The 26,944-nt window shown below is 62.2% G+C and carries 28 protein-coding genes and 3 tRNA genes; 15 read left to right on the top strand and 16 right to left on the bottom strand.

Annotated elements, in window-relative coordinates; genetic code table 11:
• Window positions 1–136: 136 nt before the first annotated feature.
• From WCE35_RS16520 to WCE35_RS16540, 5 genes are all read right to left on the bottom strand, one after another.
• Window positions 137–715 (bottom strand): Hpt domain-containing protein, encoded by a 579-nt coding sequence (locus WCE35_RS16520; protein ID WP_424594404.1) that lies wholly within the window; start codon window positions 713–715, stop codon window positions 137–139.
• Window positions 716–735: 20 nt separating this feature from the next.
• Window positions 736–1,281 (bottom strand): response regulator, encoded by a 546-nt coding sequence (locus WCE35_RS16525; protein ID WP_424594405.1) that lies wholly within the window; start codon window positions 1,279–1,281, stop codon window positions 736–738.
• A gap of 167 nt (window positions 1,282–1,448) precedes the next feature.
• Window positions 1,449–2,228, bottom strand: a complete 780-nt coding sequence (locus WCE35_RS16530; RefSeq protein ID WP_424594406.1) for an NAD kinase — start codon at window positions 2,226–2,228, stop codon at window positions 1,449–1,451.
• A 181-nt stretch (window positions 2,229–2,409) separates the two neighbouring features.
• The gene (locus tag WCE35_RS16535) at window positions 2,410–4,569 is read right to left on the bottom strand and encodes a CHASE2 domain-containing protein (RefSeq protein WP_424594407.1); all 2,160 of its coding nucleotides are present in this window, start codon (window positions 4,567–4,569) and stop codon (window positions 2,410–2,412) included.
• A gap of 20 nt (window positions 4,570–4,589) precedes the next feature.
• Window positions 4,590–5,255 (bottom strand): hypothetical protein, encoded by a 666-nt coding sequence (locus tag WCE35_RS16540; protein ID WP_424594408.1) that lies wholly within the window; start codon window positions 5,253–5,255, stop codon window positions 4,590–4,592.
• Between the two features lie 287 nt (window positions 5,256–5,542).
• On the opposite strand from WCE35_RS16540, the gene WCE35_RS16545 reads away from it, so the two are divergent.
• Both WCE35_RS16545 and WCE35_RS16550 read left to right on the top strand, forming a co-directional pair.
• Window positions 5,543–7,126 (top strand): S10 family peptidase, encoded by a 1,584-nt coding sequence (locus tag WCE35_RS16545; protein ID WP_424594409.1) that lies wholly within the window; start codon window positions 5,543–5,545, stop codon window positions 7,124–7,126.
• Window positions 7,127–7,273: 147 nt separating this feature from the next.
• A complete protein-coding gene (locus WCE35_RS16550) occupies window positions 7,274–7,702 on the top strand; it encodes a hypothetical protein (RefSeq protein WP_424594410.1) in 429 nt (142 codons plus the stop codon).
• A 197-nt stretch (window positions 7,703–7,899) separates the two neighbouring features.
• Here WCE35_RS16550 and WCE35_RS16555 read toward each other — a convergent pair whose 3' ends face one another.
• Window positions 7,900–8,448: a tetratricopeptide repeat protein gene (locus WCE35_RS16555; protein ID WP_424594411.1), complete on the bottom strand. Its 549-nt coding sequence runs from the start codon at window positions 8,446–8,448 to the stop codon at window positions 7,900–7,902.
• A 279-nt stretch (window positions 8,449–8,727) separates the two neighbouring features.
• Here WCE35_RS16555 and WCE35_RS16560 point away from each other — a divergent pair, with 279 nt between their 5' ends.
• The 6 genes from WCE35_RS16560 (at window position 8,728) to WCE35_RS16585 (ending at window position 12,687) form a co-directional block, all read left to right on the top strand.
• The gene (locus WCE35_RS16560) at window positions 8,728–9,027 is read left to right on the top strand and encodes a His-rich protein BRANT (protein ID WP_424594412.1); all 300 of its coding nucleotides are present in this window, start codon (window positions 8,728–8,730) and stop codon (window positions 9,025–9,027) included.
• A gap of 196 nt (window positions 9,028–9,223) precedes the next feature.
• A complete protein-coding gene (locus tag WCE35_RS16565) occupies window positions 9,224–9,637 on the top strand; it encodes a hypothetical protein (RefSeq protein ID WP_424594413.1) in 414 nt (137 codons plus the stop codon).
• 282 nt (window positions 9,638–9,919) lie between these two features.
• On the top strand, window positions 9,920–10,630 hold the full coding sequence (locus WCE35_RS16570; RefSeq protein WP_424594414.1) for an outer membrane protein: 711 nt from the start codon (window positions 9,920–9,922) through the stop codon (window positions 10,628–10,630).
• A 173-nt stretch (window positions 10,631–10,803) separates the two neighbouring features.
• Window positions 10,804–11,043 carry a hypothetical protein gene (locus WCE35_RS16575; RefSeq protein WP_424594415.1) on the top strand — a complete coding sequence of 80 codons (240 nt, stop codon included), beginning with the start codon at window positions 10,804–10,806 and terminating at the stop codon, window positions 11,041–11,043.
• A gap of 429 nt (window positions 11,044–11,472) precedes the next feature.
• The gene (locus WCE35_RS16580; RefSeq protein WP_424594416.1) at window positions 11,473–11,835 is read left to right on the top strand and encodes a hypothetical protein; all 363 of its coding nucleotides are present in this window, start codon (window positions 11,473–11,475) and stop codon (window positions 11,833–11,835) included.
• Between the two features lie 3 nt (window positions 11,836–11,838).
• Window positions 11,839–12,687: an alpha/beta fold hydrolase gene (locus WCE35_RS16585; RefSeq protein WP_424594417.1), complete on the top strand. Its 849-nt coding sequence runs from the start codon at window positions 11,839–11,841 to the stop codon at window positions 12,685–12,687.
• 13 nt (window positions 12,688–12,700) lie between these two features.
• Here WCE35_RS16585 and WCE35_RS16590 read toward each other — a convergent pair whose 3' ends face one another.
• The 3 genes from WCE35_RS16590 to WCE35_RS16600 all read right to left on the bottom strand — a co-directional run bounded on the left by WCE35_RS16590 (window position 12,701) and on the right by WCE35_RS16600 (window position 13,416).
• Window positions 12,701–13,090, bottom strand: coding sequence for a hypothetical protein (locus WCE35_RS16590; protein ID WP_424594418.1), 390 nt, complete (start codon window positions 13,088–13,090; stop codon window positions 12,701–12,703).
• An 8-nt stretch (window positions 13,091–13,098) separates the two neighbouring features.
• On the bottom strand, window positions 13,099–13,278 hold the full coding sequence (locus WCE35_RS16595) for a hypothetical protein (RefSeq protein WP_424594419.1): 180 nt from the start codon (window positions 13,276–13,278) through the stop codon (window positions 13,099–13,101).
• A 63-nt stretch (window positions 13,279–13,341) separates the two neighbouring features.
• A tRNA-Thr gene (locus tag WCE35_RS16600) sits at window positions 13,342–13,416 on the bottom strand.
• 486 nt (window positions 13,417–13,902) lie between these two features.
• On the opposite strand from WCE35_RS16600, the gene WCE35_RS16605 reads away from it, so the two are divergent.
• Complete coding sequence (locus tag WCE35_RS16605) at window positions 13,903–14,397, top strand: hypothetical protein (protein WP_424594420.1); 495 nt, start codon at window positions 13,903–13,905, stop codon at window positions 14,395–14,397.
• A gap of 42 nt (window positions 14,398–14,439) precedes the next feature.
• The gene (locus WCE35_RS16610) at window positions 14,440–14,937 is read left to right on the top strand and encodes a hypothetical protein (protein WP_424594421.1); all 498 of its coding nucleotides are present in this window, start codon (window positions 14,440–14,442) and stop codon (window positions 14,935–14,937) included.
• 61 nt (window positions 14,938–14,998) lie between these two features.
• Here the strand turns inward: WCE35_RS16610 and rlmB are convergent, their stop codons facing one another.
• Window positions 14,999–15,826, bottom strand: a complete 828-nt coding sequence (gene rlmB, locus WCE35_RS16615; protein ID WP_424594422.1) for a 23S rRNA (guanosine(2251)-2'-O)-methyltransferase RlmB — start codon at window positions 15,824–15,826, stop codon at window positions 14,999–15,001.
• A gap of 193 nt (window positions 15,827–16,019) precedes the next feature.
• On the opposite strand from rlmB, the gene WCE35_RS16620 reads away from it, so the two are divergent.
• Window positions 16,020–16,105, top strand: a tRNA-Tyr gene (locus tag WCE35_RS16620).
• A gap of 188 nt (window positions 16,106–16,293) precedes the next feature.
• Here the strand turns inward: WCE35_RS16620 and WCE35_RS16625 are convergent.
• Complete coding sequence (locus WCE35_RS16625) at window positions 16,294–16,680, bottom strand: YciI family protein (RefSeq protein ID WP_424594423.1); 387 nt, start codon at window positions 16,678–16,680, stop codon at window positions 16,294–16,296.
• A gap of 366 nt (window positions 16,681–17,046) precedes the next feature.
• Here WCE35_RS16625 and WCE35_RS16630 point away from each other — a divergent pair.
• A tRNA-Gly gene (locus WCE35_RS16630) sits at window positions 17,047–17,120 on the top strand.
• 429 nt (window positions 17,121–17,549) lie between these two features.
• On the opposite strand, the gene WCE35_RS16635 is transcribed toward WCE35_RS16630, so the two are convergent.
• The 3 genes from WCE35_RS16635 to WCE35_RS16645 all read right to left on the bottom strand — a co-directional run bounded on the left by WCE35_RS16635 (window position 17,550) and on the right by WCE35_RS16645 (window position 19,792).
• Window positions 17,550–18,014: a DUF1348 family protein gene (locus tag WCE35_RS16635; RefSeq protein ID WP_424594424.1), complete on the bottom strand. Its 465-nt coding sequence runs from the start codon at window positions 18,012–18,014 to the stop codon at window positions 17,550–17,552.
• Window positions 18,015–18,190: 176 nt separating this feature from the next.
• Window positions 18,191–19,189 carry an alpha/beta fold hydrolase gene (locus WCE35_RS16640; protein WP_424594425.1) on the bottom strand — a complete coding sequence of 333 codons (999 nt, stop codon included), beginning with the start codon at window positions 19,187–19,189 and terminating at the stop codon, window positions 18,191–18,193.
• Window positions 19,190–19,243: 54 nt separating this feature from the next.
• Entirely contained in the window at window positions 19,244–19,792 is a 549-nt protein-coding gene (locus tag WCE35_RS16645) for a carboxymuconolactone decarboxylase family protein (protein WP_424594426.1), read from the bottom strand.
• 114 nt (window positions 19,793–19,906) lie between these two features.
• On the opposite strand from WCE35_RS16645, the gene WCE35_RS16650 reads away from it, so the two are divergent.
• The 3 genes from WCE35_RS16650 (at window position 19,907) to WCE35_RS16660 (ending at window position 25,396) form a co-directional block, all read left to right on the top strand.
• Window positions 19,907–20,812, top strand: a complete 906-nt coding sequence (locus tag WCE35_RS16650) for a LysR family transcriptional regulator (protein ID WP_424594427.1) — start codon at window positions 19,907–19,909, stop codon at window positions 20,810–20,812.
• A gap of 48 nt (window positions 20,813–20,860) precedes the next feature.
• Entirely contained in the window at window positions 20,861–21,835 is a 975-nt protein-coding gene (locus WCE35_RS16655) for a Bug family tripartite tricarboxylate transporter substrate binding protein (RefSeq protein ID WP_424594428.1), read from the top strand.
• An 843-nt stretch (window positions 21,836–22,678) separates the two neighbouring features.
• Window positions 22,679–25,396 (top strand): cation-translocating P-type ATPase, encoded by a 2,718-nt coding sequence (locus WCE35_RS16660; protein WP_424594429.1) that lies wholly within the window; start codon window positions 22,679–22,681, stop codon window positions 25,394–25,396.
• A 25-nt stretch (window positions 25,397–25,421) separates the two neighbouring features.
• Here WCE35_RS16660 and rquA read toward each other — a convergent pair whose 3' ends face one another.
• Window positions 25,422–26,210, bottom strand: a complete 789-nt coding sequence (rquA, locus tag WCE35_RS16665; protein WP_424594430.1) for a rhodoquinone biosynthesis methyltransferase RquA — start codon at window positions 26,208–26,210, stop codon at window positions 25,422–25,424.
• 137 nt (window positions 26,211–26,347) lie between these two features.
• A complete protein-coding gene (locus tag WCE35_RS16670; RefSeq protein WP_424594431.1) occupies window positions 26,348–26,815 on the bottom strand; it encodes a type II toxin-antitoxin system RatA family toxin in 468 nt (155 codons plus the stop codon).
• Between the last annotated feature and the right edge of the window lie 129 nt (window positions 26,816–26,944).

Here is a 26,944-nt window from a genome sequence, read left to right on the forward strand (position 1 = left end):
GTCCCTGCGAAAGCAGGGACCCATAATCACCGCTGCTAATTTGTTGGAAAAGGTAACTACCCCATCGCTCAACGGACAAGCCGCGGCGTATGGGTCCCTGCTTTCGCAGGGACGACGTGAGGAGAGATTTCTCGCCTCACTCCGCCGGCACGATGCTCGGCGCGAGGATGGCTTCGAGATGCTCGGGACGGTCGCGATTGGCGCGTATCAGGAATTCGTCCGCGACGCCGCGCAATTGCCGGCTCAATTCGCTGGCGACGCTTGCGGTGTCGAGCTTGGTGCGCTCATGCGCGATCGCCTGGATGGCGTTGATGTGATGGGCGATCAGATCCGCCGGCACCTCGTCGAGATCGGGCGCATGCTCGATGATGCGGCACAGGCTTTCGGCAGCGGCACCGGCAGAGGGAAAGCCGAACGTGGCGGCGTCGCCCTTGATGTCATGGGCGGCGCGAAACAACTCCTCGCCCGTATCATCGGTGAAACCGTCGCGGAGAATGGCGGCGTGGGCGGCCGAAAGCCGGTCGGCTTCGACCGTCATCCAGTGCTTGAATTCACCCGACAGGCCGGCGAGCGCCTTCTCCGCGCGCGCCACGGGATCGTCCTGGTCGGTCGCGGGAACGCGGCGCAGCACCTTGCGCAACGGATTGGGCTGGGTGATCACGTGATGATCGGCGAAGGTCTTGATCTGCAGTGGCGCGGAATTGTCTTTGGCCATGATGACTTCCTCAAGCGGCGCTAGACCGCGGAGCGGGCCTTGTCGAGCAGGGACGGCTGTTGCAAGACTTCCATCTCGCCGCCGACGCGGCGTTCGGGGCCGATATAGGCGTTGCTGGTGTTGCGCCGGCGGTCCGGACCGAAATAGGTCTTGGTCTTGATGAACGGGCGCGGATTGGCGACGACGTTGAGGATGCGCTGATAAAGTCCCTTGGCCGAGATCGGCTTGGCGAGAAATTCGGTGACGCCGGCGTCACGCGCCACCGTGACGCGCCGCTTCTCCGAATGCCCGGTCAGCATGATGATCGGCGCAAACGGGTTGCCCTTCGATTCCGGCTGCCGGATCATTTGCGCGAGTTCAAGACCGCCGAAGATCGGCATCGCCCAGTCGGTGATGACGATGTCGGGGACGTAATGGCTGTACATTTCGAGCGCGGTGGCGCCGTCTTCGGCTTCGTAGGCCTCGCGCGCGCCGAACGAATGCAACAGCGTGCGCAGGATGCGGCGCATATGCGGATTGTCGTCGCAAATCAGAAATCGCAGCTTGTTGAAATCGATGCGATACATGGTCCGGCCCTTGAGGGCACACCGGTCCAGCTCGGAATACCCGGCATTAACCATATCGCGGCGCCGGTTAACGAATGGTTGCCAGGAGCGGTCGCGATGGGGGCTGCGGGCAGGCAAGTCATGGCGTTCTCCGCGGGTGGTCGCGGCGAAAAGCGGGGACGACGGCGCTAATGCCCGAACTGCTCGCGCAGGATGCGCTCCTCGAGGCTGTGGCCGGGGTCGAACAGCATCCGCATCGCGATCGTCTTGTCGGAGAGCACCTCGACACGGCGGACGTCGCGCACCTCGTCGTGGTCGGCCACCGCCGCGACCGGGCGTTTCTCGCCTTCGAGCACCTCGACCACGACGAAGGCGGAGTTGGGAAGCAGCGCGCCGCGCCAGCGCCTTGGACGGAAGGCGCTGATCGGCGTCAGCGCCAGCAGGGCGGCGTTGATCGGCAGGATCGGCCCCTGCGCCGAAAGATTATAGGCGGTGGACCCGGCCGGCGTCGCGACCATGATGCCGTCGGCGATCAGCTCCGCCATGCGCTCCTGTTCGTCGATCAGGATGCGCAGGCGTGCGGCCTGATGGGTCTGGCGAAACAGCGATACCTCGTTGATGGCGTGATGCAGATGCACCGCGCCATGCATGTCGGTGGCGCGCATCAGCAGCGGGTTGATCAGGGATTCCCGTGCCGCCGCCAGCCGGGTGTGCAGATCGTGCGTGGAAAACTCATTCATCAGAAAGCCGACGGTGCCGCGATGCATGCCGTAGATCGGCTTGCCGGTTCGCATGTGGGCGTGCAGCGTCTGCAGCATCAAGCCGTCGCCGCCGAGCGCCACCACGACGTCAGCGGTATTGGCGTCGTGATTGCCGTATAGCTCGGTCAGCTGCGCCAGCGCGGCTTGCGCCTCGATGCCAGCGCTCGCAACGAACGCGATCCGGTCATATCGCTTGGGGCTGGTCATGGGACGAACTCATCCGGGCGCTGGGTGCGCCGCGCTCGTCTATACACCTTGCCTGGGCTTGTCGAGATCAACAGTCCGGACTTTCGGCCGAAAAACCAAATCGGGCGATCGCCTGAAGCGATCGCCCGGAAAATTTCTCAATTCGCCGCGGCTCTGTTTTTCTTGACCGCCGCCCCGCTCGCTATTTCTCCTGCAGGTTGCGGATCGGCTTCCAATCGCTACCTAGCCCGTTCTCGGCCAACTGCCTCGATCGCTCGCAAAATATCGCCGCGGGCCGGTCGACCCCGGCCGATCGGCCAAAGCACTTTGCCGCGGAATCGAATTCGCCGGCGCGCCAGTGTGCAAGTCCCGCGGCGTAATCCGCCATCAACGTCCTTTGCGAGCCGGTGAGCAGCGCCGACAACGCCAGCAACTCGTAGATCTTGAGCGCCTGTGTACGCCCCTTGACGCGGACGGTGTCGAGCTCGCGCCAGGCAAAGGCATCGCCGGCGAGGGCGACGGTTGTCTCGGAGGCAACAATTGCAGTGCCGTAGAATTTGTTGGCGCCCTCCAGCCGCGAAGCCAGATTCACCGCGTCGCTCATGACGGAGTAGTTGAAACGCCGCCGCGATCCGAAATTGCCGACCAGGGCCGCGCCGGAATTGATCCCGATGCGTTGCGCCAATTTGCAATCCCGGAAGGTGACCGAGTTCAGGTTGAGCTCTGCCAGACGCGCGCAGCAATCGAGCGCGGCCCGCGCCGCGTTGGCGGCATGGTCGGGATCGTCAGCCGGCGCGCCGAACACGGCGACGATGGAATCGCCGATATATTTGTCGACATATCCGCCGTGGCCTTCGATGATGTCGGTCATCTCAGACAGATACTCGTTCATCAGCTGCATCAGGGCGTCAGGCGGCATGGTTTCGGCGATGCGCGAAAAACCCTCGATGTCGGAGAAGAAGATCGTCACATGGCGGGTCTCGCCGCCAAGCTCGGGCAATTTGTTCGAGGTCAGCATCCGGTTGATGACATCAGGGGCGAGGTAAAGCGCAAAACTCCTTTGCAGCAGCCGGCGGTCCTTGTCGGCGACGGCGAAGCGATAGCCAACGGTTGCGGCCAGCGCCGCGCACCCTGCCAGGATTGGCTCGGCGAGCGGTATGACCAGCGCGTGGTTGAACGCCAGCGTCGCGCCTGCGACGCCGAGCGCGACAATCGCCGCATAGATCAAGACCGCGCCGATCGGCTTGATCAGCCGCGCGGCTGTGGCTGCAAACGCCGCAACGAGAGCTGCGATCAGGAAAATCGGCAGCCGGCCGGGTTCGATGGCGGCGTTTTGCCGGATCAGGTTGTTGACCGCCGTCGCATGGATATAGATGCCGGCGATCGTACCGAGCCTGTAGCCTGTGGTCACCGGCCTGTCTTCGGTCGCGCAGCGCGGCGCCCGCGCCCCTTCTGTCCCCGTCGCAAACCGTTTTGAGGTCGATCGGCGGTCCTCGGCTTCCAGAACGCTGCCGAAGATGACGACTTTTCCGTCGAACCAGCGCCGGAAGTATTCCTTGTCATTCCTGGTCGCGCAGAACCGCAAATCGGCGAACGAGAAGGTCGGGATGTCATCGGCGCCGCCTTCGAAATTGAGGGTCATCGTGTTGGCGATTTCGCCCGGAATTCGATAGCCGGCCAGCGTAACCGCTCCATCCTGCGCCCGCTCGGGCGCGACCTTGAGCGCACGCGACGCCAGCTCGAGCGCCATTCCGGAAAGCTGCGTTCCGCCGACGGAGAAAGTCAGCGGTACCCGGCGAACCGTATCGTCGCCGTCGGTGTAGACGTTGAGCGGCCTGATATTCTGTTGCTGGCGGACGGCGATGCGCTGGCCCGGCGACGGCCGGATCGGCGCATCGCCGCGCAGGACTTCGCCCAATACCACATTGCCGGTGGCGGATGCCGCCGCCAGCGCGCGAAGGAAATCGCGATCGAAACCGCGGACCTTCTCGCCAAGACTGCCATCGCCAAAGGGTATTTCGGACTGCTCGAGCGAGGTCGGGATGACGAGGTCAAAGCCGACAACCTTGGCCCCGCCCTCGACCACCGCACCCAGCACGCGGCCGATCTCACTGGTCCAGGTCAGCGTCGGCGAACCCTGGAAGGGCGGGGTTCGATAGCTCTCCTCGTCGATCGCAATCACGACCGTAGGCGAGGCGGCCGGATCGTGCTGCCTGCCGAACATTTCCCAGCGCAGCGCCGTGAGAAGATCGATCGACCAGCCGTGGATCGCTTTGAGGGGAGGGGAAATCGACGCGCCGGCGCAGATCAGCGCGATGGCGGCGATCGCGGCCGCGTCGCGACTGGTGCGCCCGATGTTCAAGATCCCAGGTCCGGCAAGCCCTATTCCATCCGCACCAGGCGGCCGACGATCGGCGTCGCCCCCGCTTTGGCACGGGCATCCACCTGGAAGACGATTTTGGCAGACCCGAACTTCGCGGCGTAGATGCCGCCCGGGCTCAGCGCCCGGTTGGCGCGGGCAAAATCGAAAAACCTGCCCTTGAGCTGGTTGCCATCGAGGTCGATCTGCTGGCGTTCGCCGGTGACATCGAGCCGCTCGATGACGAGGGTGCCGCGCCCTTTGGCTTCCACGAGCGGCGAAGTCCCGTAAAGGGTGAGTTGGGGTTTTGGCGCCGAATCGTTCTTTGCGAGGCTGCGCAGGACGGTGGCGGCCCCTTCGCTGGTTTCGCGGGTCGTCGCGTGCGAATGGGCCGCGTCGCAATCGGTCTTTTCGCCCTTGACGGTGGCGAGATGCACGATGCTCTCGTCAGTGCCGACAATGACCGTGCCGATGCCGTCGATCTTTTCGCGCCAGCAGGATTTCAGATAGCTGATGACGATCGAGCCCGTGGCCCCCAGTTTGATGACCGTTTTGGGGGTCACGTAATCCATGAACTCGGCGCCGCTGACCTTGCCCTGAACCTCTTCGACGAGGGCAACCGGCGACTCCGCCGCCGCGGGCGCGGCCAGCGCCAGCAGGCCGACACAACCAGCAATCGCTCGCTTCATGCTAAAACCTCGCCAAAGAACGAATGGGCGCGTGGGTCCGAACCCGTGTCGCAGTCATCACGATATCCAGTACCTTCCTGTTGACCCCGGGATCAAATATCTGGCCGCCACCCGGCGTATGTGAGGTGTATCACTTCGCCGGCCCCGACGACAGCACCGCGCGCGCGATCGCCGTGTTGTGGATGTCGGCGTTGGCGGCGAAACTGTTCAATCCCTCAATCCTTTGTGAACGACGCCTGCCTGCCTGCGTGGCTGGGCTACACTGCGAGCCTTGGGAGACGACACACATGGCTATCGGTTTCGCGGTGCCGCGCCACGCGCGCATCATGGTTGCACTTCTCGCGCTTTCTGTCGCGGCCGGCGCCCGCGCCGAGGATGCGCCGGAGCTGCGCGAGGCCGCACAGCAGCAACCGGCGGCCGCGCCGTCCGGCCAGAAGGCGGGAGGCGGGCGGGGGAACTCGCCGAATCCGCCCTTAACCGAGCAACATCGCCTGCCGCCGGATTCGACGACAAAGCAGACGCTGGCGCTGCCCGGGCGCACCTTGAGCTTTACGGCGACCGCGGGCTCGATCCGCCTGTTCGACGACAAAGGCGAGCCGCAGGCCGATATCGCCTACACCTCCTACCAGCTCGACGGCGGCGATGACCGCAACCGTCCGGTGACGTTTCTTTTCAACGGCGGGCCGGGGGCGTCCTCGGCCTGGCTGCAACTCGGCGATTCCGGCCCATGGCGCATCTCCATCGGCGGCGATGGCGCGGTGTCGTCCGCGTCTCCCGACCTGTTGCCCAACGCCGAGACCTGGCTCGACTTCACCGATCTCGTCTTCATCGATCCCGTCGGTACCGGCTATAGCCGCTTCGTCGCTTCAGGCGAGGACGTGCGCAAGCGGTTGTTTTCGGTCGACGGCGATGTCAGCGCGATCGCACTCGTGATCCGGCGCTGGCTCGAAAAAAACGATCGGTTGCTGTCGCCGAAATTCGTCGCTGGCGAAAGCTATGGCGGCATCCGCGGACCCAAGATTGTCCGCAACCTGCAGACCCAGCAGGGCGTCGGCATCAAAGGGTTGATCCTGGTCTCGCCGGTGCTCGACTTCCGCGACTATTCGGGCTCGAGCCTTCTGCAATATGTCGCGAGCCTTCCGACCATGGCGGCGGTGGCGCGCGAAGCCAGAGGAGATGCCAAGCGTCCGGTGACGCGAAATGACCTGGCCGACGTCGAAAGCTACGCACGGGGCGAATTTCTGCTCGACCTCGTCAAGGGCCGGGCCGACACCGAAGCGACGACGCGGCTGGCCGACAAGGTGGCGGCCCTGACCGGTATCGACCCGGCGGTGAGCCGCAGGCTGGCGGGGCGCTTCGATGTCGGCGAGTTCCGCCGGGAGTTCGATCGCCGCAACGGCAAGGTGACCGGGCGTTTCGACGCCTCCGTCACCGGCTTCGATCCCTATCCGGATTCAAGCTCCTCGCATTTCGGCGATCCCTCCGGCGATCCGCTGCTGGCGCCGCTGACCAGCGCCGCGGTCGAGCTCACCACGCGCAAGCTGAACTGGCGGCCGGATGGCTCCTATCAATTGCTGAGCGACACCGTGGGCAGGTCATGGGATTTCGGCCGTGGGCAAAATCCGGCCGAGTCGGTTTCGCAGCTTCGCCAGATTCTGGCGCTCGACCCGAACCTGAAACTGCTGGTTGGCCACGGGCTGTTCGATCTCGCAACGCCGTATTTCGCCTCAAAGATCATCCTCGACCAGTTGCCGGCCTATGCCAGCCCGAACCGGGTGAAGCTCGTGATCTATCCCGGTGGCCACATGTTCTATTCGCGCGACGGCGCGCGGCAGGCGTTCCGGGCCGAGGTTGAGGCGCTGATGAAGTGAGGCGGCCTTGTTGGTATTGATTCGCACCGAGGCCGTCGCCAATGCGAAGCGTCGTTCGGCCGATACCGGCAGCGGGCGTCTGTAATGTCTTCCATACGGCAGAAAAATATCCTAACCTGCCGGCTTCGCGCTCCGTGGGTTACGACGATGCGATCCCGCGTTAGAAAATCCGCCCATGTCCTGGAACGCATCGGGCTTGCGATGGCTGGCGCGGCGAGCGGCCTGTTTGTCGCCGCCCATGTTGGGTCCAGCATCGCGGCGCTCACGTCTCAGGGATTTTTGCTCATCATGATGATTGCTGGCGCAATCGGGTTCTATCTGGGAATTGATACCCCGCCACTGGCTTTTCACGAACCAGATGGCGACTCGGGGTCGGGTACAAAGATCGATACTGCGGAATTCCTCAGCGCTGTCGGCACATTTTTCGCCGCACTGTCGGCCTTTGTATCGGTCGGTGTGATTGTGCTTCGTGAAGAACCGCACATCTTCTGGACGGTAATGATCATGCTCGGATGGGTCATCGGCGTGACGATGCAGATCATTGCCGGCGCCATTGCGCGCGCTCGCGCCGAATAAGACGCCGCCTTCGCTGGATGTTGGCTGTGCCTTTATGCGCGGACGTCGTGCAATTCGCGATCTCGCCCGGTCACCTGTCAACCGTGGAGGCTGTAACGCTCTCCGACGGCGATGTGCCAAACCGCAGCCCGTCGGACGGAAGAGCCGACGGGTCGCGCGAAGGCGCGTCCGCTGCTCGCAATCACGCCTGGGGCGTCTCAGTACACCAGTCCCGTCCCCGGCGGCTTTTCCAGCGCGGCGGCGAGCGAGCGGTATTCTTCGCTGCCGGCGCCGGCCAGCGCGGCGATCCGGCTCAGGTGATACTGCGCGGAATCGCGGTTGCCCTGTTCGACCTGCCACAGGCCGTAATATTGCCAGGTCTTGACGTGGTTCGGGTCGGCCTTCAGGGCGCGCTCGTACCAGATCTGCGAGACCTTGTAGTCGCCGAGCTTGCGATAGGAGTAGCCGATCAGATTGGCCACCGCCGCGCTGTCGTCATGACCGAGCGCCTTCAGCTGATCGATCGCGGAGGCATAGTCGTTACGCTGGTAGATCGCGGCATAGGCCGCGCGATAGCCCGTCGCGAACGCCGTCTGCTCGCTGCTGGGGCGAACTTCGCCGGACTTTTTCTTCTTGCCCTTGCCCTTGCTTGGCGGCGGCGGCGGATCATTGTCGGGCGCGGCATAGACCGCGGTGAACACCGGCGCTGCCGCCAGCGTCAGCGACAATATGGCGAGCGTCAAAAGCCTGATCGCGAATTTATTCATGCGTCTCTCCTGATTGCGGGCGATGACGATCCTACACCGAAGCTCGCTGACTTGAACACCCGACGGGTTGTAACATTCCCGGCGCCCGCCTCAATTCCGGCGATTTCGATGCTGCTCGCCAGCGTCACCCAACATGACGATCATGTCATCCAGATGAACGAAGTCCGTCATCTCGCTTCAGGGCAGGTTCAGCGTCGCCTGCATAAGTTCGCCTGCATGATCAGCGAGCCCGGTCATTCGGCCGGTGACCCGTGCGATCCCTGGAAGAGGAGACAACCCATGCTCAAGACCATTTCCGCCGCGCTGCTTGCCGTTTCCGTTCTCGCCGCGCCCGCGCTTGCCGCCACCGCCGGCAAGACGACGCCCTCGACCAGGACCACGACCGCGCCCGCAACGGCACCTGTCATCAAGGCCGAGCCGGCGAAGTCGAAGGCGCTGAACGCCAACGCCAGGATGGGCCGCCATCATCACAAGCACGCGCGCCATCATCGCCACCACGGCAAGATGGGTGTGCTCAAGACGCAGGCGTCGCCGACGGGCGTGACCACGCCGGCCGCTTCGGCCGCCAAGCGCGGCTGAAACTGATCCGCCGGTGTGGTTCGATTCACAGTGCCTCCGCCGCGCCCGCGGATATCAGGCCCGGCCCGTCCGTCATTGCTTCCCCAATGGCGGCCGGGCCGGTGCTGTTGTTCGATCCTGCAAATGCGAATTCCATTTGCCGCGCCGACCGTCTAGCATCCGAGCCGGTCGATGAAAGAGTTGCGCTTTGGGGACCTTGGCAAAACGCGCGGCGATCCTGCTGCTGCCGATCGCGCTCGCGGCCTGCGCCGGCAGCGAGGAGGTGAGGAGCATCACCTATACCGACGATCGCGGCGTCTCCAACCAGCCCTATCCGAACAATTACCGCGTCGAGGTGCTGGCGTTCATGAAGACCTATCTCAATGACCCCGTCGGCGTGCATGACGCGGTGATGGCCGATCCGGTCCAGCGCGTCGTCGGCGGGCGACTGCGCTACGTGACCTGCCTGCGCTTCAGCGCCCGCGAATCCGACGGCAGCTATCGCGAGCCGCGCGAGCGGGCGGTTCTCCATGTCGATGGCCGGCTCGACCGCCTGGTCGAGAACGCCGGCGAGCCCTGCGCCGGCGCCGTCTATACGCCATTCCCCGACCTCGAAAAGATGACGCGGTAGGCGCCGGCGGAGGCGGTCTGGATGGTTACGGTCTCGATCATTATCTGGATCCGATCACTTTTCGGCGAGGCTTGAACCTTGCCCTGGCGGTTTTTGACCACCACCTAGAGGTAAACCGTCTGACTAAAGGTCGAAAAGACCGTCGGTGCGACCCGGACAAAAACGCCTTGTTGCCGCGCCGTCACGGTTACGAAACGATCGCTGCTCGGGATTGCCGCGAAGCAACCTGATTCAGGCCATGTTGTTCGAGTGATATCGCAAGGGAAGTAACGGGGAACAAAGATGAAGAGGATTTTGATCGGCACAGTCGCGCTGGCCGCCTTTGCCGGCTCGGCTTTCGCCGCCGATATGCCGCCCCGCACCTATTCGAAGGCGCCGGCCTACACCGCGCCCGCCGTCGTCTATAACTGGACCGGGTTCTATATCGGCGGTCACGTTGGCGGCGAGTTCGCGGGAAATAACAACCTGCAGGGCAGTAATGCGCGCTTCCTGGGCGGCGTGCAGGGTGGTTTCGACTATCAGTTCGCGCCGAACTGGGTGATGGGCATCGAGGCGCAGTACAGCTGGCTGGGTGGCGGCAACAATAATGGCGTGCTGTTCCCGGGCGGGACGCTGGTGACCTCGAAAAACGACCAGCTCGGGTCGGTGACCGGCCGGCTCGGCTACACCTGGGGTCCGGCGCTGCTCTATGGCAAGGGCGGTTACGCCTGGCGCGACAACAACAATATCGGCGTCTCCGTTGCCGGGGCACCGGCCGCCTTCACCACCACCGGCAACCACAAGGACGGCTACACCGCCGGCGCCGGCCTCGAATATCTGTTTGCGCCGAACTGGTCCGCCAAAGCCGAGTACCAGTATTACAATTTCGGCAGCACCACCTTTACCGCAGGCCCTGCCGCCATCGTCGGCAAGAGCTTCCGGGACGACGAGCACACCGTCAAGGCGGGTGTGAACTACCGGTTTGGCTGGGGTGGCCCGGTCGCCAAATACTGAGGCGGACGTCTTTTCGCCTGGAAGAGGCCGGCTTTCCGCCGGCCTCTTGCCGACAACGGGCGGGAGGCGGATCGGCGGGGGTCTTTTCCGTGCGCGAAAAATAATTCTTGCAGCGCACAGAACTTTCACCGGACTTGGGTTATGATGCTGTCGGGGATGGTGGACAAACAAACATGCGCGCTTTCGTGTTAGGGCTGATTTCTTCCGTCGTGGCATTGCCGTGCCTTGCCCAGACCGTCCTGAAGTCCGAACCTCTCATCCTCGCTCCCTATGAGATCGCCTTCGTGCAGGACGCTTCATGTCCCGTGGGGAAGGTCCTCAAGGTGACCGGCGCGATCAGGGGATTGCATCGGCGCAAGGCCTGCGTGACGCTGGCTTCGGAGCAGGCATCGCTGGCGACCGCGACGCCGTAAGGCTGACCTGACCGTGAAGGATGGCGCGGGGTAACGAGCGCGTTTTGGCACGAGTCCCTTTGAGTCCTTAACGAGTTCTAAATCCCGCGAAAAAGAATCCCCGAGACTCCCCGTCCGGAATCGCCGGATGCTCCGGGCCCATGAGAACGATCTCACGGAACCGCTGCGAGCGGGTGCACTTTGCCCTCACGGTTGCGCTGCTGGCGGCGGCCTGCGCGGCCAACGTCGCGCTGGCATGCGCGTGGCTGTAGCCTTTTTGTTTTGACGCGTTTTCTTCACGCGAACCGGTATCCACCTCCGGATCAAGTCCGAGGGCATGCTTCGCTCGAAAACGCTTTTGGCCAATTGACCGCGGCCGCGTTCCATCCATCATGAAGGACAGCAGGCGCTGCGGAACGCGGCGGCCGCCGCTTTGGCAGGGGGTCGGAGATGATCGAGGCGCTGAAACAGCGGGTCAATGGCGATGAGGGACTGGTTCGGCGGGGGCGGTATCTGACGACCATTTTTCTTCTGGAGGTCGGCCCGACCGCCTGGCTGATATCGATCTTCGAGGGCCGGATCGTGTCGGTGACGCAGGGACCGTTCGTGATGCCGTCATCCGCCTTCGCGCTGCGGGCATCCGAGGAGGAATGGGGAAAATTCTGGAGCAAGCGGCCGCCGCCGGGCTCCAATGACCTGATGGCGCTGATCAGGCGGCGCGTGCTCAGGGCCGAAGGCAATCTCCAGATATTCATGGCCAATCTGCGTTACTTCAAGGAGGCGCTCGCCAAGCTGCGCCCGGCGGGAGCCTAGCGCATGCGCGCGAAATTCGAGCCGGTGATCGGCCGTTACATGCATCTCGACCTGTTCGGCCGGCCGCATCGCATCTATGTCGAGGAAGCAGGCCAGGGCACACCGTTATTGTGCCTGCACACGGCGGGCAGCGACGGGCGGCAATATCGCGGGCTGATGAACGATGCGCGCGTTACGCGCGAACATCGCGTCATTGCCTTCGATATGCCCTGGCACGGCAAGTCGTCGCCGCCGGCCGGCTGGCATGAGGAGGAATATCAGCTCACCTCGGCGCAATACACCGCCATGATCCTTGAGATCATGGCCGCGCTCGAGCTCGATCGCCCGATCCTGATCGGATGCTCGATCGGCGGCCGCATCGCGCTGCATCTGGCGCTCGAACATCCGGAAGCGTTCCGCGCCATCATCGGCCTGCAGGCCGGCGCGCATGTCGATCCCTATTACGACCTGAATTTCCTGCACCGGCCGGACGTCCATGGCGGCGAGGTAGCCGCCGCCATCGTCTCCGGCCTTGTCGGTCCCGACGCGCCCGACAGGGAACGCTGGGAGACGCTGTGGCATTACATGCAGGGCGGCCCCGGCGTGTTCAAGGGCGATCTGTATTTCTACAAGCTCGAGGGCGACATCCGCGGCCGGGTCGCAGCGATCGACACGCGGCGCTGCCCGCTGTTTCTGTTGTCCGGCGAATACGATTATTCCTGCACGCCGGAGGAGACGCTGGCGGTGGCGAACAGCGTTCCCGGCACCGAGGTCACCATCATGAAGGGCCTCGGCCACTTCCCGATGAGCGAAGATCCGCAGGCGTTTGTCAAATATCTGCTGCCGGTGCTGGAGAAGATCGGCAGCGGCTGATTTGGCGCGGCTGCTATTTGCCGAACCGGGGCGGTTCGGCATTCTCCCGCAGCGCGGCGCGCATCTTGGCCATGGTGGCGCTGCAATACGCCTCGCGCTCCCTGAGGAAACGCTCCTGATGGGCGCGGAAGCTTGCGATCCGCGCCCTGATCTCGGACTGAATGTCCTCGCGCAGGTCGGGTCGCGCCGTCTGTATCGGCGGGATCGACCTTGGCGGCTTGGCGATAACGGGTCGGCCGTTCAGCACCGCCTTGACCTCAGCGATTGCCGCGGTGGCGGCCGTTCGGCTGGTGGCTTCGGGCGCTGCCATCGATTTGTCGGCGTCCGGCTTTCCGGCCGAGACCGACTGAACAAACAACATCGTCTGCGCGATCAGGAGATCGCGCTCTCGCATCCAGTTCATTGCCCACCTCAGCCCGTCGCCATCCCGGCAAGCGGCGTTCGCCGAATCAAATATGTGGCAAGATTATGGTTGATGACCACATCCGTTTTTGGGCGGGAGGCAATAAGAGTGTCATCGTCCACAGATTTCACTGGCGCAGCGGTGAGGCTGCCGAGCCGGACAGGCACCGTGACCTCTTCGATCGCCATGCGGGTGTGGAACAACGAGCAGGCAGGAAATCTGAGCCCTGAGCGGTTGGCCGCCGAGCCTGCTGGTGCCGGTTGAGAGGATTGAACTCCCGACCTTCGGTTTACAAAACCGCTGCTCTACCGCTGAGCTAAACCGGCTAATCGAGGGGATCGGCTGTCCGAATATCAGAGTTGGCCGCGAAGGGCCAGAACCCTCAAGCTCGCTTTCGGCTCGTCGGCGCGCAAAACGCGGCCTGGGACCAACCCCGCGGCCGACGGCTCGCTGATGCGCGCCGCGCGCTACCGCGCGCAGGCCGATCGCCGTTCCTGGGCATCGATGCAAACCCTGCTTGATGAAGCGTAGGCCTGACAAGGGCCTCGACTTGATGGGAGGCGGTCGCCGCTCGGAGCAGGCTCGATGATCGGCATTGGATGCGCCATCCGCCGCGAACGCCTCACCACGGTCGAAACGCCGTTTGTGCAAGGCGCGAACGCCGGGCGTTAACGCTTTCTGATTGCGATATTTTGCAATTGAACGGACGCTCATGCTGACGCGTTAGGCTTACCGGCAATCTGGTTCGCCGCCTTAACCCGCGGCGGCGCCCGTTCGATTAGGTTACAGCCAGGAAAATGGTGCTTCGATCCATGCGCGCTCGCTTGACGCTGGCGGTCTTGATGGCGACGACGTCGACGGCTCTTGCCGGCGGCGGCTTCGACATCGTGATCCCCTCCCGTGCCGGCGTTCCCATCATCATCAACGGCGTCGATGCATCCTACGCCGTCGTGGAAGGCGTTTGGGGCCTTGGCAAGGGCACGAAGGTGCAGCCGACCGTCCATGGCGGCCGCCCCATCGATCCGGTGCCGCATGTCGGTCACTATTATCCGAGCGCGGGGCAGATGCCGGGCTACGGACGCCTCGAAATCCAGCCGCCGGCCAACCGCCAGCTGCCGCAGCCCGCCGAGAGCTATCATCAATCCTGGTCGGCGCAGTCCCAACCGTTGCCGGCGCAGTCGGACGTGCCCGCCAATCCGCCGGCGGTGATCTATGCGCCGCAATTCGGTGACGATAATCTGCCGGGGGAATTTCCGGGCCGGCCGCCCAATGCGGGGCCTCGACGACATCAGAACTTTCCACGCTGAAGCAAAAACCTGGGCCAGGAAAAACACCGACAGGAGTGAGTAATGCGTCAGATGATTTCAGCGATGGTCGCAGCGGTCGCCGTCATGGCCGCGGCGCCCGCGATGGCGTGCGGCGACCGCTCCTGCGCGGAGCCGCAGGGCGACGTCGCGCCCGCTCCGACCTACGGCTATTCTTCGTGCAGCAGCGGTTGCGGCTCGGCGCATGGGCGGCTCGCCGATCCCGCGCGCCAGTATCATGCCGATCATCCTGTTCAGCGGTATTATTATGTCAATCAGGGCCCGACCTACACCGGCCCGGGCAATTGGGTGCCGGTCCCGACCTATCAGGAAAGCGCCGTCTCCGGCTGGAACGCCTATAGCCGTCCTTACTACTATGGCTACAACGGCGGTCCCTACGCCAACGCGGCCAACCATTATTATGACGGTGCCGGTATCGAAGGCCCCGCGGTCTACACCTATCGGCCGCATCGCCATTATCGCCCGTGGCGTCCGCGCTCCAGCTATTACCCCGGGCCGCGCGCGTTGCACCGCTACTACTGATCTGCGATGGAATCGAATATCGACGCCCGTTCGCCTTGGGTGAGCGGGCGTCGGTTTGTGCTCAGGCCATCAAGCCGAGCCTGCTGGCGCCGATATAGAGCGCCAGCACCGCCGCATTCGAGACGTTCAGGCTCTTGATCGCGCCGGGCATGTCGAGCCGCGCCACCACGCCGCAGGTCTCGCGCGTCAACTGCCGCAGGCCCTTGCCCTCGGCGCCCAGCACCAGCGCCAGCGGTTGCCGCAGGGCGACCGCGGCCAGATCTTCGCTGCCTTCGCTGTCGAGTCCGACGGTCAGGAACCCGCGGTCGTTCAGCGCAATGAGGGCGCGGGCGAGATTTTGCACCGTCACCAGCGGCACCAGTTCCAGCGCGCCGGAGGCCGATTTCGCCAGCACGCCGGTTGCTTCCGGGCTGTGCCGCGCCGTGGTGACGATCGCCTTGACCGAAAACGCCGCGGCCGAGCGCATGATCGCCCCCACATTGTGCGGATCGGTGATCTGGTCCAGCACCAGCACGATGCCGTCCTGCGTCAGCGCATCGATATCGGGCGAGGGCAGGGGATCGGCCTCGGCAAGCAGGCCCTGATGCACCGCGTCTGGACCAAGGCGCTGATCGATCGCATGGGGCCGGACGATTTCGGGCGTCACGCGGGGGTCGATGTTTTCCTCCGCCAGCCGCCGCGCCGCGTTCTCGGTCAGGAGCAGCTTGCGGATCTGGCGCTGCGGATTGGCAAGCGCGGCTGAGACCGTGTGCCAGCCATAGAGAATCACCGGTCCGTCCGGGTCCGCCTCGCGATCGCGCCAGGCCGGCGGACGGCCGGATTTTCGCCCTTTGTCGAAGGGTTTGCCGCCGCCACGGCGGAATTGCGGTTTTCGGTCGCGATCGCTCATGGGGCGCTTGTGTCACGGGTTCCGGATTATGGCAATTTGGGCCGATTTTTGGTGGCTTGCGTTGGTTGACTTTGCCATGGCGCTTCGCCCATAAACGCGCCCGACCGGGTGCCCGCCATCGGTATCAGGTATTAACGTCATCCATGGCCTTGTCCGCCGCCGATTCCGCGGCGAGGTTGTGATGCTGTTGGACGGGGGAGTGTCCCGAGTGGCAAAGGGAGCTGACTGTAAATCAGCCGTCTTATGACTTCGAAGGTTCGAGTCCTTCTTCCCCCACCAGCCTTCGCTCGCGACCGAGCGAGGCTGCCGCGCCGAAGCCCAAAGGGCGAAGGCGGGCGTTGTGTCCGCGAGCTACGGCTCGGCAAGCCATCCTGCTTCGCGCCAGCGCGCTTCGCAGGATTGCAGCCTGCCAGACCGCGAAGCAGGATGCCCTCCGAAGCCTTGGCGCAGGAGGGCCGTTCAATGCGCTACGCCCCAGCCTCCGTCACCGGAAAAGCCACGCCCGGCAGATAAAGCCTGAGCGGGCGGATTTCGTAGACCGCGGACGGATTGGCGCGGCGCAACTCGCGCGCGGCCTCGATGGCCGCGTCTCCAGTGGCGCAATCGATGACGTAAAAGCCCAACAGCGCTTCCTTGGTCTCGGCGAATGGACCGTCGACGATCAACCCGTCGCCCGGACCGCGCAAGGTGCGGGCCTGTTTCGTTGCCCCCAGCCGCGCCGCCGGTCCGAGCTGGCCCTGTTGCGTGAGCCGGTCATGGACGCGATGCAGATCGGCCATCAGCGCCGCGTCCTCTTGCTTCGACCACGACATCACCTCCGCTTCCACATGATAGGCCAGGATGGCATAGAGCATTGGCACTCCTTTTCATTGGGTGGCTCCCGAAGGACGTTCGGCACGGGGCCAATCCCGACAGGCCACGTCGCGCAGACGACAAAACAGCAAAAAGGCGCGGCGGGATTTCTCCCGTCGCGCCCGATTTGTTGTGCTCGCTGGTCCAGGGCCGAGAGCGCCCCGATGCCAAGCCTGAAAACAAAGCTTAGCGGGCGATCCCAGCGAGGTGACAGCGCTTGGTAAGAGACACTGAATCACCTCCTTTCATTGTTGATGGAAGCAGCAATATAACGAGCGATTCTGCCGCTGTTAAGGGCCGAACCGCCGGCAAGGCCGGCGCGGGGCGGTTGAGGCGGCGCGCATGGCATGATAGTTCATCCCCTGCACGCGGGTGTAGCTCAATGGTAGAGCAGCAGCCTTCCAAGCTGAATACGAGGGTTCGATTCCCTTCACCCGCTCCAAAGCAATTTCAATGGCTTAGCCGGAAAATTTGAGCTCCCATTCCGACGCTATTCCGATAAGTTTTACACGTCACGGGTGAAGGCTGAGAAAAATTCGCGAGTATTTTCATACTCGACTTAAGGTAGTGAATGATGATCGTCTCCAATAAGCTTGGCTCGTGACAAGCGTAAAGACGATTGGACGATTGTGGATGTCCCAGGCGGCTGCGCATATTCGGGAATGGGTAAGAGAAAGGCCATCTTGCTATTGGCGGCGGCCCTTCGAATGGCCGGGACTATATCTGTATTCCGTGTCGAGGTTCGCGCGTGCACCCAATGCGGCTTCTGGGCCGGAATTGAAAACGGATTCTTGTGTCGTTGAGGGCCGCCAGCGGCCTGTTTGGGGTCGGTCATTTCAGGCAGCCCACTTTGGGGTCAACGTTGTGTTTTCTACAATTCCAGTTCGCCTAGCCCGGGATGGTCATCAGGCCGGTGGCCAAGCGGCCAGCGAAATTTGCGGTCGACTTCGGCGATAGGGTGCTCGTTGATGCTCGCTATACGGCGCTCCATCAATCCGTCCGCTGCGAACTGCCAGTTCTCGTTGCCGTAGGCGCGAAACCAGCGGCCGCTGTCGTCATGATATTCATAGGCGAATCGTACGGCGATGCGGTTACCTGCCTGCGTCCACACTTCTTTGATCAGACGATAATTCAGTTCTCTCGACCATTTGCGTTCAAGGAACGCCTCTATCGCATTACGACCGTTGATGAACTCCGACCGATTTCGCCATTGGCTGTCGGGAGTGTAGGCGAGCGCGACCCGAGCAGGATCGCGGCTGTTCCAGGCGTCTTCAGCCATCCTGGCTTTCGCCGCGGCGGTGTCGTCGTTGAATGGGGGAAAAGGTGGGCGACTCATATCAGTGTATTCCTTGCTGGAAGCTCGGTTGGGGGTCGTTGATCGGGCCATTCGGCTCGGATGGTTCCGGGCCAGCGCCGGGAGGCAAACGGACAGCGATCAGTCGCGATGGAGGCGCTCGGTGACCGTCGCTGTCTCGTCTTTAGTCATTTGGCGTGCCTTACGGCCGATTTTGCTTACTTTTTCTGTTTCACGTTCTTGTCGTAGAAGCGCTTCATGTTCGCAGCGATGTATTCGGCGTTGTCCTCGACTGCAAAGTGACCCGCATTGAGGCGGTGCATCTCAGCTTTCGGCAGGTCCCGCAGATAAGCCTCACCGCCAGCCGCGGTGAAGAACACGTCGTCCTGGCCCCAGAAGATCAGGGTCTTCGGCTGGTTGTCGCGCAGGAATTTTTGCCAGACCGGATATAACGCGACATTCTTCCGGTAATCATAGAACAGATCCAGGTTGAGCCGTACTGCGCCCGGCCTCAACATGAGACCGTAGTCGGACTCCCAGTTATCCGGGCTGATCAGTTCGGGATGCGCTGCGCCATGAAGGTAGATGCCCTTGATGGCATCATGGGTTAGAAAATCCTCAAGGGGCTTCTCGGTTTCGGGCGATCGATTCTTCCAGAGCGCCCCACGGAGGCCATCCCACACCTTGGTGAAGCCTTCTTCGTAGGCGTTCGTGTTCTGCACGATCAGCCAATCAAGCGCTTTCGGATTGCGACCAACGATTCGAAATCCAACAGGCCCGCCATAGTCCTGTGCATACAAGCCATAGTGTTCGAAACCCTTGGCAGCCAGAAATTTTTCCATTGTCACTGAGATCGCGTCGAAAGTGTAAGCGTACTTTGCGGGGTCAGGAATGTCGCTGTAACCAAATCCCTGGTAGTCCGGTGCGATTACGTGAAAGCGGTCGGATAGCAGCGGGAGAAGATTGCGGTATTGGTGGGAGGAAGCCGGGAAACCAGGGAGAAGAACCACCTTGGGACTTTTTGGATCGCCGGCTTCGCGGTAGGCGATGTTCATCCCGTCTACATTTACCGTGCCGTGCTTGACCTGAGTTGCGGTGACGGTCGTGGTTATCGGTTTGGCCGGCGCCTCTCCGTGCGCTGGTGCGATCGTCACAAGGTGAGTAGTTGAGATGGCTGCGCTGAACAGGGCCGCCAACAAGCGAGAGCTCATGGTCATGATGCAGATTCCTTATATTTGCAGATGTGTGAATGTCGTTCGCTCAGAGTGCGCTTAAGCGGCTCGGGCCTCGACGAGGGGAAAGTCGATGTCGGTCTTGAACACTTCGTTGAAATAATTCGTCCACGTGTTCAGTGCGACGTGCAGGACGATCTCGATCACCTGCGCGTCGGTGTAACCGGCGAGCTTCACAGCCGACAGATCGGCTTCCGCGACACGTCCGCGGGCGCGCGTCACCTTGGCGGCGAAACGGACGGCCGCATCGGCCTTGGGGTCGTTCGACGCGCCGTTGCGGTTTGCGGTAATCTCGGCGTCATCGAGACGCGCGACGTTCTTTCCGAGATACGTGTGCGCCGACAGGCAGTAACTGCAACCGTTCACTTCTGCGACGGCAAGCGCAATGCGCTCGCGGGTCGCGGCTGGCAGCGCGCCTTTGCCAAGCGCACCGGAAAGTCCAAGGTATCCCTCCAGCGCCTGGGGGCTGATCGAGATCAAGCGAAACATGTTCGGCACGAGGCCGAGCTGCTTGTTGACGGCTTCAAGCAGCAGCTGCGATTTGGCGGGGGCGTCGGCGATCGTGGCGGGGGTGGGGATGCGGGACATGGCAGGTTCCTTTTAGGTTCAGGTCGTAGCGACCGTCCCCGCCAATTAGTCCCTTCCGAAAATATCAAATAGTGGCTATGATCGGAACGCATCCTTCCATTTTTTGGTAGTTATATGGACCGGCTCGAATCAATGTCGATACTGGTGACGGCTGTAGAGGCGGGCAGCCTCTCGGCCGCCGCGCGCCGACTCCGCATTCCGCTCACGACCGTCAGCCGCAACGTATCTGATCTCGAGGCGCATCTGAAGACGCGCCTGCTGAACCGTTCGAGCCGGAAACTCACCTTGACTGATGCCGGCCGGTCCTACGTCACGGCATGCAAGCAAATTCTCGAAGACGTCAGCGAAGCGGAGCGCGGAGCATCGGGTGAGTATAGTGCTCCCAAAGGCAATCTAAATATTACCGCGCCCATCGTGTTCGGACGCTTGCACATCGTCCCCATTGTAGCCGAATTTCTCAGGGCCTATCCGGACATCGATATTCGGATGGTTCTGGCTGATGGGGTCGCCAACCTGCTGGAGGAACGTGTCGATCTTGCAATCCGAATAGCCTCGTTGCCGGACAGCAGCCTCCTCGCAGTCCGAGTGGGTTCAATCCGCCGCGTGGTGTGCGGTAGCCCGGCATACTTTGCAGAACGCGGCATTCCAACCAAGCCGGCCGATGTCGGCACCCACGACTGCGTTACCCGCGACGGCCAGTCGTTCGACAATTCGTGGCCGTTCGGTGCGGGTAAATCCAGCGTCACGGTCGATATCCATGCGCGATTTATCGTCAACACCGCTGAGGCCGCGATAGATGCAGCAATCGCGGGAGCCGGGATTACGCGCGTGTTGTCCTACCAGATCGTCGATGCCGTTCGAGACGGAAGACTGGTCGTGGTCCTTGAAGATTTCGAACCTGAGCCAATGCCGGTCAGTCTTGTGTATTCAGCGCAGGGGCTGTTGCCGCTCAAATTGCGCGCATTCATTGATTTTGCGGTGCCGCGACTGAAAGCGAAATTCTCCCGCCTCACGCTTTAATTTCGGAAGCGTGATCTACAACGCAGCTTGACCGCCGGAGATCCCATCATGCGCCGTGCATTTCTGTTGAACGCCGTCGCGCTGCTTGGCCTGGCCGCGACAACTGCGCCGGTGGCTCTCGCCCAATCCTTTGAATCAAAAGTCATCCGCATTGTAGTACCGGCAGCTTCGACCACGCCGCCCGATATCATCAGCCGCATCATTGCCAACGAACTTTCCAGTCGCGAGGGGTGGCGGGTCATCGTCGAAAATCGACCTGGCGCCGGCGGCATCGTCGCCGGCAACGATGTCTTGCGGCAGCCTGCCGACGGCACGTCAATCCTTGCCGTATTCCTGCCGAACGTTGCGGCACCCGCAATCATGAATGTGCCGTATCGGCTGGATGTAGATTTTTCACCGCTGATCAAGGTTTCGGTATCGTACAACGCGCTTGTCGTGAATCCATTGTTCCCAGCTCATTCGGTCGCCGAACTTGTTGCGCTTTTGAAGCGCCAACCGGACAAGTACAATTTTTCTTCCGGCGGTTACGGGACCCCTGCGCATCTGATAGGTGAGCTATTCAAGCTGCAGGCCGGTGTGCATGCAACCCATGTTCCGTACCAGCAGTTCCCGCAGGCGATAAGCGATCTGCTTAACGGCACCAATGATTATATGTTCATAACAATGCTGCCCGTGGTCGATCTCATCAACGCCGGCGAACTGCGCGCGCTGGCAGTAACCGGACCGAGACGGGTGCCTGCATTGAAGGATGTACCGACGATCGTCGAAGCCGGATTTCCGCAGCTTGTGGTCGAGGATTGGGTCGGCTTCATCGTCAAGGCCGGTACACCGACCGAGACGGTCATGCGGCTTAATCAGGCAATCAACCGGGCCATTACATCGTCGAAAGTGCGGGAGTCGTTCGCCAGGATCGGGGCCGAGCCGGCCGGTGGGGCATCCGAAAAGTTCGGCGAACTGCTGAAATCGCAACTCGTTCATTGGCAAAAAGTGGTGACCGAGGCAGGCATCAAAATTCAACCGTAAGTGACCAAATGCCCTCGTCACGCAGCGCGTTGCCGACGACTTTCCTGGGTACGTCTGTCATAGCCCCCAGGATTGGGCTGACACCTCGCCCAAGACGCTTATAGGTTGCACGACCGAGTTCTGATCCGAATGTGCTTCTGAGAAGATTCATGATGGCTCGACCGTACTGGTGGGTTCCTATCGTGACGATGTGGACCGTGCGATCGTGAAGGCAGTGGCGAACGATGCAACCGTCGCCGACGTGCATGGCCGGTAGATAATTTGAGTAAAAGGATGCGCACGGGGCTCGCAATCGCCATTCCGACAAAGAGAAATTCCGTAGGGATCTCAATCGCCCAGAAAGCTGCGAAATGTTGGAACAGCTATTGAAAACATTTCGGAAATTTGCCGACTTCCAAGCTGAATACGAGGGTTCGATTCCCTTCACCCGCTCCAAATAAAATCAATGAGTTAGAAAAGCCAGCGCCGCCGATAGCCTCAAAATAGTCTCAACAATTCGAGGAAAATAGATGGCACGGCGTGGCGCGAGAAGCACGTGGATCAATGCTGGTACGAGACACCGGGGTTGGTCGGGAGCGTTCGCCGCAGACGGCGCGGGGTGCGGTTCTAACAGAACGGGCACGGCGTAGCTGGAGCGACCGTGTTGGACGAGACACCAATCAACTGTCCGCTATAGCTCTGATGACATGTCGACTTGTTGCGCCGCAATGCAACGTCCAAGAGGGCCAATACCGTCCGATAATCGAACCCTCCATTGTTACTTCAGGTCTTACCGACTCGGGACGTGCCACGTGTAGCAGATGCACAGACGTTCAACATGATGTAGTGCGAGCGGTATGAACAATGCAAAATTCGACTAGCTCAGTCCACCCAACCCAACTCGCGGTCGCTCATGGCGGCACGGTCGCCGATACCTTGGAGCGGCTGGTCGTCCGATCGGATCACGGCCTTGCGTCGCATGTTGTCGATGAGCGTCGGGAGATGTTCGGACGTAACGCGCTGAAGGAGCAAACCCCACGACAACCCTGGCTGAAGTTCCTCGACCAGTTCAACAGCCTGCTCATTATCGTGCTCATGGCGGCTGCCGTCCTTGCTGCGACTGTGGGCAACCTCAAGGATGCCGCCGTCATCCTGGCGGTCGTGCTTCTCAACGCGATGCTCGGATTTTTTCAGGAGCAGCGCGCTGAGCAGAGCCTCGCAGCTCTGCGCCGCATGCTCCCGGTCAGGGCGCGAGTCAGGCGCGACGGAGCGGTCACCAATATCGAGGCCGATCAGCTGGTGCCCGGCGATATCGTGCTGCTGGAGGCTGGCGAACGTGTTCCCGCCGACGGACGGCTGATCCTCTCGGCGGCGCTTGCGATCGATGAGTCGTCGCTCACGGGGGAGTCGCTGCCCGCCTCAAAGGACGCGGACGCGGTGGCGGAACTCGCGGCCCCGCTCGCAGAACGCCGCAATGTGGCATTCATGAACACGCTGGTGACGCGCGGGCGCGGCGAGATGGTAGTGACCGTCATTGGTCCAGAGACGGTGATGGGGCGCATCTCGATCGAGCTTGCGGCGACCGATGAGGCAAGAAGCCCGCTGCAGCAGCAGCTCGACGTGCTCGGCAAGAGGCTTGGCGGCTTGGCGCTCACCTTGGTGGCGCTGCTCGGCTTTCTCGAATACCTGCGAAGCGTTGATCTCGCCCATGCTTTACTGGATGCGATTGCCCTCGCCGTCGCAGCTGTTCCCGAGGGCCTGCCCGTCGTCGTGACTCTGACGCTTGCGCTCGGCATGCGGCGTATGGCCGAGCATTGCGTCATCGTCAAGAAGCTGTCGAGCGTCGAGACACTGGGATCGACTACCGTAATCTGCTCGGACAAGACGGGTACTCTCACACTCAACCAGATGACGGTGCGAGCCTTCTTCTTCGACGGCCGGCGCTTCACGGTGACGGGCGAGGGCTATCGGACAGAAGGCGAGATACGGTCGCAAGGCGAGGTCGCCAGAGCCGGCGACCTTGAGCCGCTGCTGATCCCGCTCGCACTCTGCAACGATAGCGAGTTGAGGGATGGCGCGGTAGTCGGCGACCCGATGGAGGGCGCCTTGCTGGTGCTCGCCGCCAAGGGCGGCATTGAGCGCGCAAAGCTTAGCCGGGAGCTACCACGCATCGCCGAAATTCCCTTTGATGCAGCGCACAAGTTCATGGCAACCCTGCATGGGAATGGCGAGGAGGTCGACATCTTCGTGAAGGGCGCGCCGGATGTCCTGCTGACCCGCTGCACGCGCCGCTATGCGCCGGGAAACGACGCGCACCTTAACAACACTGACAACGCTGCCATCGAGGCCGCGTATCGCGAGTTCGCCGGTCGGGGCCTGCGCGGGTTGCTGGTCGCCCGTCGCAGCGTTCCAGCACGCGAGATCACGGCGGCGCAGGATTTGCACGAACTGGTGAAAGACCTGACTTTCGTCGGGCTTATTGGGCTGATGGACCCACCGCGACCTGAAGCCAAGCAAGCGATCGATCAGGCGAGGTCCGCTGGCATCGCCGTCAAGATGATCACCGGCGACCACAAGGACACTGCACTTGCCATCGCCCGCGAGCTTGGCATCGAAGGTAGCGCACTGACTGGCACCGAACTCGACGCCATGGATGCCCTCGACCTCGCCGACAGGATTGACGACATCGCCGTGTTCACGCGGGTCGCGCCGGAACACAAGGTGAAGATCGTGCGCGCTCTGCAGTCGAAGGGACAGGTCGTCGCCATGACCGGTGACGGCGTCAACGACGCGCCGGCTCTCAAGTTCGCAGATATCGGCATCGCGATGGGAGTCACCGGCACGGAGGTCAGTAAGGCGGCGGCCAGCATGGTGCTGACCGACGACAACTTCGCGAGCATCGTTACAGCGATCCGGCAGGGCCGCGCTCTCTACGACAATATCGTCAAGTTCATCCGTTTCCAGCTATCGACCACGATCGGCGCCATCCTGACCGTCTTCTTTGCGCCGCTCGCAGGATTACCCGAGCCGTTCACGCCATTGCAGATCCTCTGGGTGGCGATGATCATGGACGGCCCGCCAGCGGTCTCACTCGCTCTTGACACAGCGCGTCCTGGTCTAATGCACGAACCGCCTCGCCCACGAGACGTGCCGCTGTTGCCCTTCGCCCGCCTCGTGAAGATCATCGCGTTCGGCATCACGATGATGGTCGGGACTCTGGCGATCCTGCACTTCGGGCTTCAAACAGGATCGCAGGACCGAGCGCTTACGCTTGCCTTCACGACCTTTATCCTGTTCCAGTTCTTCAACGTGTTCAACGCACGCGTGGAGGAAGGGTCGGCTTTCAACAGGCACTTCTTCGACAATCAGCTTTTATGGCTCTCGCTGGCGGGCGTCGTCATGCTGCAGATACTGGTGGTCCACTGGCTACCGGCCCAATCGCTGTTCAAGCTCAGCAGCCTCAGTCCGGGCGATTGGGCGATTGCCGCAGCGGTCGCGTCGACCGTGCTGCTGCTGGAGGAAGCTCGCAAACTCGCCGTTCGCACCGCGCGGCAGTTCGGCTGGCTTCCGTCATTGACTTGAGGACGGTCAAAGACCGGGGGTTGCCTCAGCGCTTAATGACGACTTTCTGATAGAGCCCGCCGAAGAACGGCTGCTTGCGCCATCCGGCCCGCGCTGACGCGGGCAGCCAATGGGCGATATCGTGACGCCATAAATCCAGCGCGAAAGGCTCCAGCGCGGCGAGCAATGGCCGCCACAAATAGCGAAGCGGATGCCACCAGCGCGGCAGCGCATAGTCGACAATGACAATCTTGCCTCCCGGTCTGACCACGCGGAAGACTTCGCTCAGCGTTCGCTCGCGATAAAGTCTGGGCTGCTCGTGCAAAAGGAAAAACAACAGCGCCCGATCATAGCTGGCGTCCGGAAGGTCGAGATCGGCGGAATCCATTGCCAGCAGTCGCGCTGGCGTCCCGGACGGCAACTTGTTACGCAGGTTTTCCAGCTGTATCGGCAGGACATCGACGATATCGATTATGCCGCCGCCGGCGGCGGCCCGACTAATCAATCGGCTGGTAAGATCACCGTAGACACACGCCACCTGCAAGGTCTTGCCGGGAAGGTCATCCCCCAATTCCGCCATCACCGCATTGCGTAGCCACGCATAATTGCCCCACAGAATGAGGTTGACCAGCCACTGCCGATCGAAGAACCACACAGCCTTGGGGTGCACGTAGGCCCACCAGTAATGCGCGGTGAGATAATGCGGTGCCTTGATGTTAAATCCAGGTTGTGATTTTGAGCAATCGGTGAGCGATACGGCACCTTCGATGACACCCGGGAACATCCGGCGCAGCGAAAAACTCTCGCTTAGGCTCGTTGACTTTGCTTGCGACAAATGCCCTCCGATCAGCCAAAAGAACGGTCAGCGCCGTCCAAACAAAACATCGACCGAAAATCGACCGCTCTCTTTGATCCTCGTCAACAAGCGACGGCGATGCCCCGCGCGGAAAGGCCGGAGGGGATCCCAGCGGCTCACTTCCGCGAAGCGTTTTCAATCGGCCGATCCTTGGCCTCGTACAGCCGCCGGGCGCGTGCCACAAACGAGTCGATGATATCGTTCATGCCGGCAGCCGCCGCTTTGTCCACCAGTCGCTCGAGCAGATGGGAACGGAACTCCATCTCGGCGATCAGGGTCACGCGGCAACGACCGCCCGGACGCGAATCGAAGAGCCAGGAAAGCTTGAACTTCCGGAATGGCGGCCCGTTCGAGGTCACGTCGATTCGCTCGGGTCGACACAGGACCGTTCTCGACTCGAATTCCAAGCGGATCGGGCCGAGGCCCAGGACCTGGTCGGTGTAGTAGACCTCGGCCTCGCGCTTTCGGACACGCGCCGCCACCCACCAGCGCAGAAACTCGGGATAGCGCTCGACATCGGCGGCGAGATCGAACAGCTGCTCGGGGCTGTAAGGCTGGATGCGATCGACCCTTTCGCTCAACATTGCCGAATCCTCCTGGAGGCAATTGCTTCCCGTCGGCGAGCCCCGGTCCCTGATAGTTCGCTTGTATTATTCTGATGCACGCAGCAGAACGAGACGTTGATCCACATTAAAGAGGAGATGGGCTTAAGA

Source organism: Bradyrhizobium sp. (genome assembly GCF_049691595.1).
In the GTDB taxonomy this organism is placed as follows: domain Bacteria; phylum Pseudomonadota; class Alphaproteobacteria; order Rhizobiales; family Xanthobacteraceae; genus Bradyrhizobium.

What these genes read in the sequence shown, in the direction of transcription:
- WCE35_RS16570 (WP_424594414.1), top strand. Translation starts at nt 9,920, where the DNA reads ATGAAGAGGATTTTGATCGGCACAGTCGCGCTGGCCGCCTTTGCCGGC.
- WCE35_RS16540 (WP_424594408.1), bottom strand. Translation starts at nt 5,255, where the DNA reads ATGAAGCGAGCGATTGCTGGTTGTGTCGGCCTGCTGGCGCTGGCCGCG.
- WCE35_RS16550 (WP_424594410.1), top strand. Translation starts at nt 7,274, where the DNA reads ATGCGATCCCGCGTTAGAAAATCCGCCCATGTCCTGGAACGCATCGGG.
- WCE35_RS16650 (WP_424594427.1), top strand. Translation starts at nt 19,907, where the DNA reads ATGGACCGGCTCGAATCAATGTCGATACTGGTGACGGCTGTAGAGGCG.
- WCE35_RS16605 (WP_424594420.1), top strand. Translation starts at nt 13,903, where the DNA reads ATGCGCGCTCGCTTGACGCTGGCGGTCTTGATGGCGACGACGTCGACG.
- WCE35_RS16525 (WP_424594405.1), bottom strand. Translation starts at nt 1,281, where the DNA reads ATGTATCGCATCGATTTCAACAAGCTGCGATTTCTGATTTGCGACGAC.
- WCE35_RS16625 (WP_424594423.1), bottom strand. Translation starts at nt 16,680, where the DNA reads ATGCTCTATGCCATCCTGGCCTATCATGTGGAAGCGGAGGTGATGTCG.
- WCE35_RS16560 (WP_424594412.1), top strand. Translation starts at nt 8,728, where the DNA reads ATGCTCAAGACCATTTCCGCCGCGCTGCTTGCCGTTTCCGTTCTCGCC.
- WCE35_RS16660 (WP_424594429.1), top strand. Translation starts at nt 22,679, where the DNA reads ATGCAAAATTCGACTAGCTCAGTCCACCCAACCCAACTCGCGGTCGCT.
- WCE35_RS16610 (WP_424594421.1), top strand. Translation starts at nt 14,440, where the DNA reads ATGCGTCAGATGATTTCAGCGATGGTCGCAGCGGTCGCCGTCATGGCC.
- rlmB (WP_424594422.1), bottom strand. Translation starts at nt 15,826, where the DNA reads ATGAGCGATCGCGACCGAAAACCGCAATTCCGCCGTGGCGGCGGCAAA.
- WCE35_RS16575 (WP_424594415.1), top strand. Translation starts at nt 10,804, where the DNA reads ATGCGCGCTTTCGTGTTAGGGCTGATTTCTTCCGTCGTGGCATTGCCG.
- WCE35_RS16640 (WP_424594425.1), bottom strand. Translation starts at nt 19,189, where the DNA reads ATGACCATGAGCTCTCGCTTGTTGGCGGCCCTGTTCAGCGCAGCCATC.
- WCE35_RS16520 (WP_424594404.1), bottom strand. Translation starts at nt 715, where the DNA reads ATGGCCAAAGACAATTCCGCGCCACTGCAGATCAAGACCTTCGCCGAT.
- WCE35_RS16585 (WP_424594417.1), top strand. Translation starts at nt 11,839, where the DNA reads ATGCGCGCGAAATTCGAGCCGGTGATCGGCCGTTACATGCATCTCGAC.
- WCE35_RS16555 (WP_424594411.1), bottom strand. Translation starts at nt 8,448, where the DNA reads ATGAATAAATTCGCGATCAGGCTTTTGACGCTCGCCATATTGTCGCTG.
- WCE35_RS16595 (WP_424594419.1), bottom strand. Translation starts at nt 13,278, where the DNA reads ATGGCGATCGAAGAGGTCACGGTGCCTGTCCGGCTCGGCAGCCTCACC.
- WCE35_RS16670 (WP_424594431.1), bottom strand. Translation starts at nt 26,815, where the DNA reads ATGTTGAGCGAAAGGGTCGATCGCATCCAGCCTTACAGCCCCGAGCAG.
- WCE35_RS16545 (WP_424594409.1), top strand. Translation starts at nt 5,543, where the DNA reads ATGGCTATCGGTTTCGCGGTGCCGCGCCACGCGCGCATCATGGTTGCA.
- WCE35_RS16530 (WP_424594406.1), bottom strand. Translation starts at nt 2,228, where the DNA reads ATGACCAGCCCCAAGCGATATGACCGGATCGCGTTCGTTGCGAGCGCT.
- WCE35_RS16590 (WP_424594418.1), bottom strand. Translation starts at nt 13,090, where the DNA reads ATGAACTGGATGCGAGAGCGCGATCTCCTGATCGCGCAGACGATGTTG.
- WCE35_RS16580 (WP_424594416.1), top strand. Translation starts at nt 11,473, where the DNA reads ATGATCGAGGCGCTGAAACAGCGGGTCAATGGCGATGAGGGACTGGTT.
- WCE35_RS16645 (WP_424594426.1), bottom strand. Translation starts at nt 19,792, where the DNA reads ATGTCCCGCATCCCCACCCCCGCCACGATCGCCGACGCCCCCGCCAAA.
- WCE35_RS16635 (WP_424594424.1), bottom strand. Translation starts at nt 18,014, where the DNA reads ATGAGTCGCCCACCTTTTCCCCCATTCAACGACGACACCGCCGCGGCG.
- WCE35_RS16655 (WP_424594428.1), top strand. Translation starts at nt 20,861, where the DNA reads ATGCGCCGTGCATTTCTGTTGAACGCCGTCGCGCTGCTTGGCCTGGCC.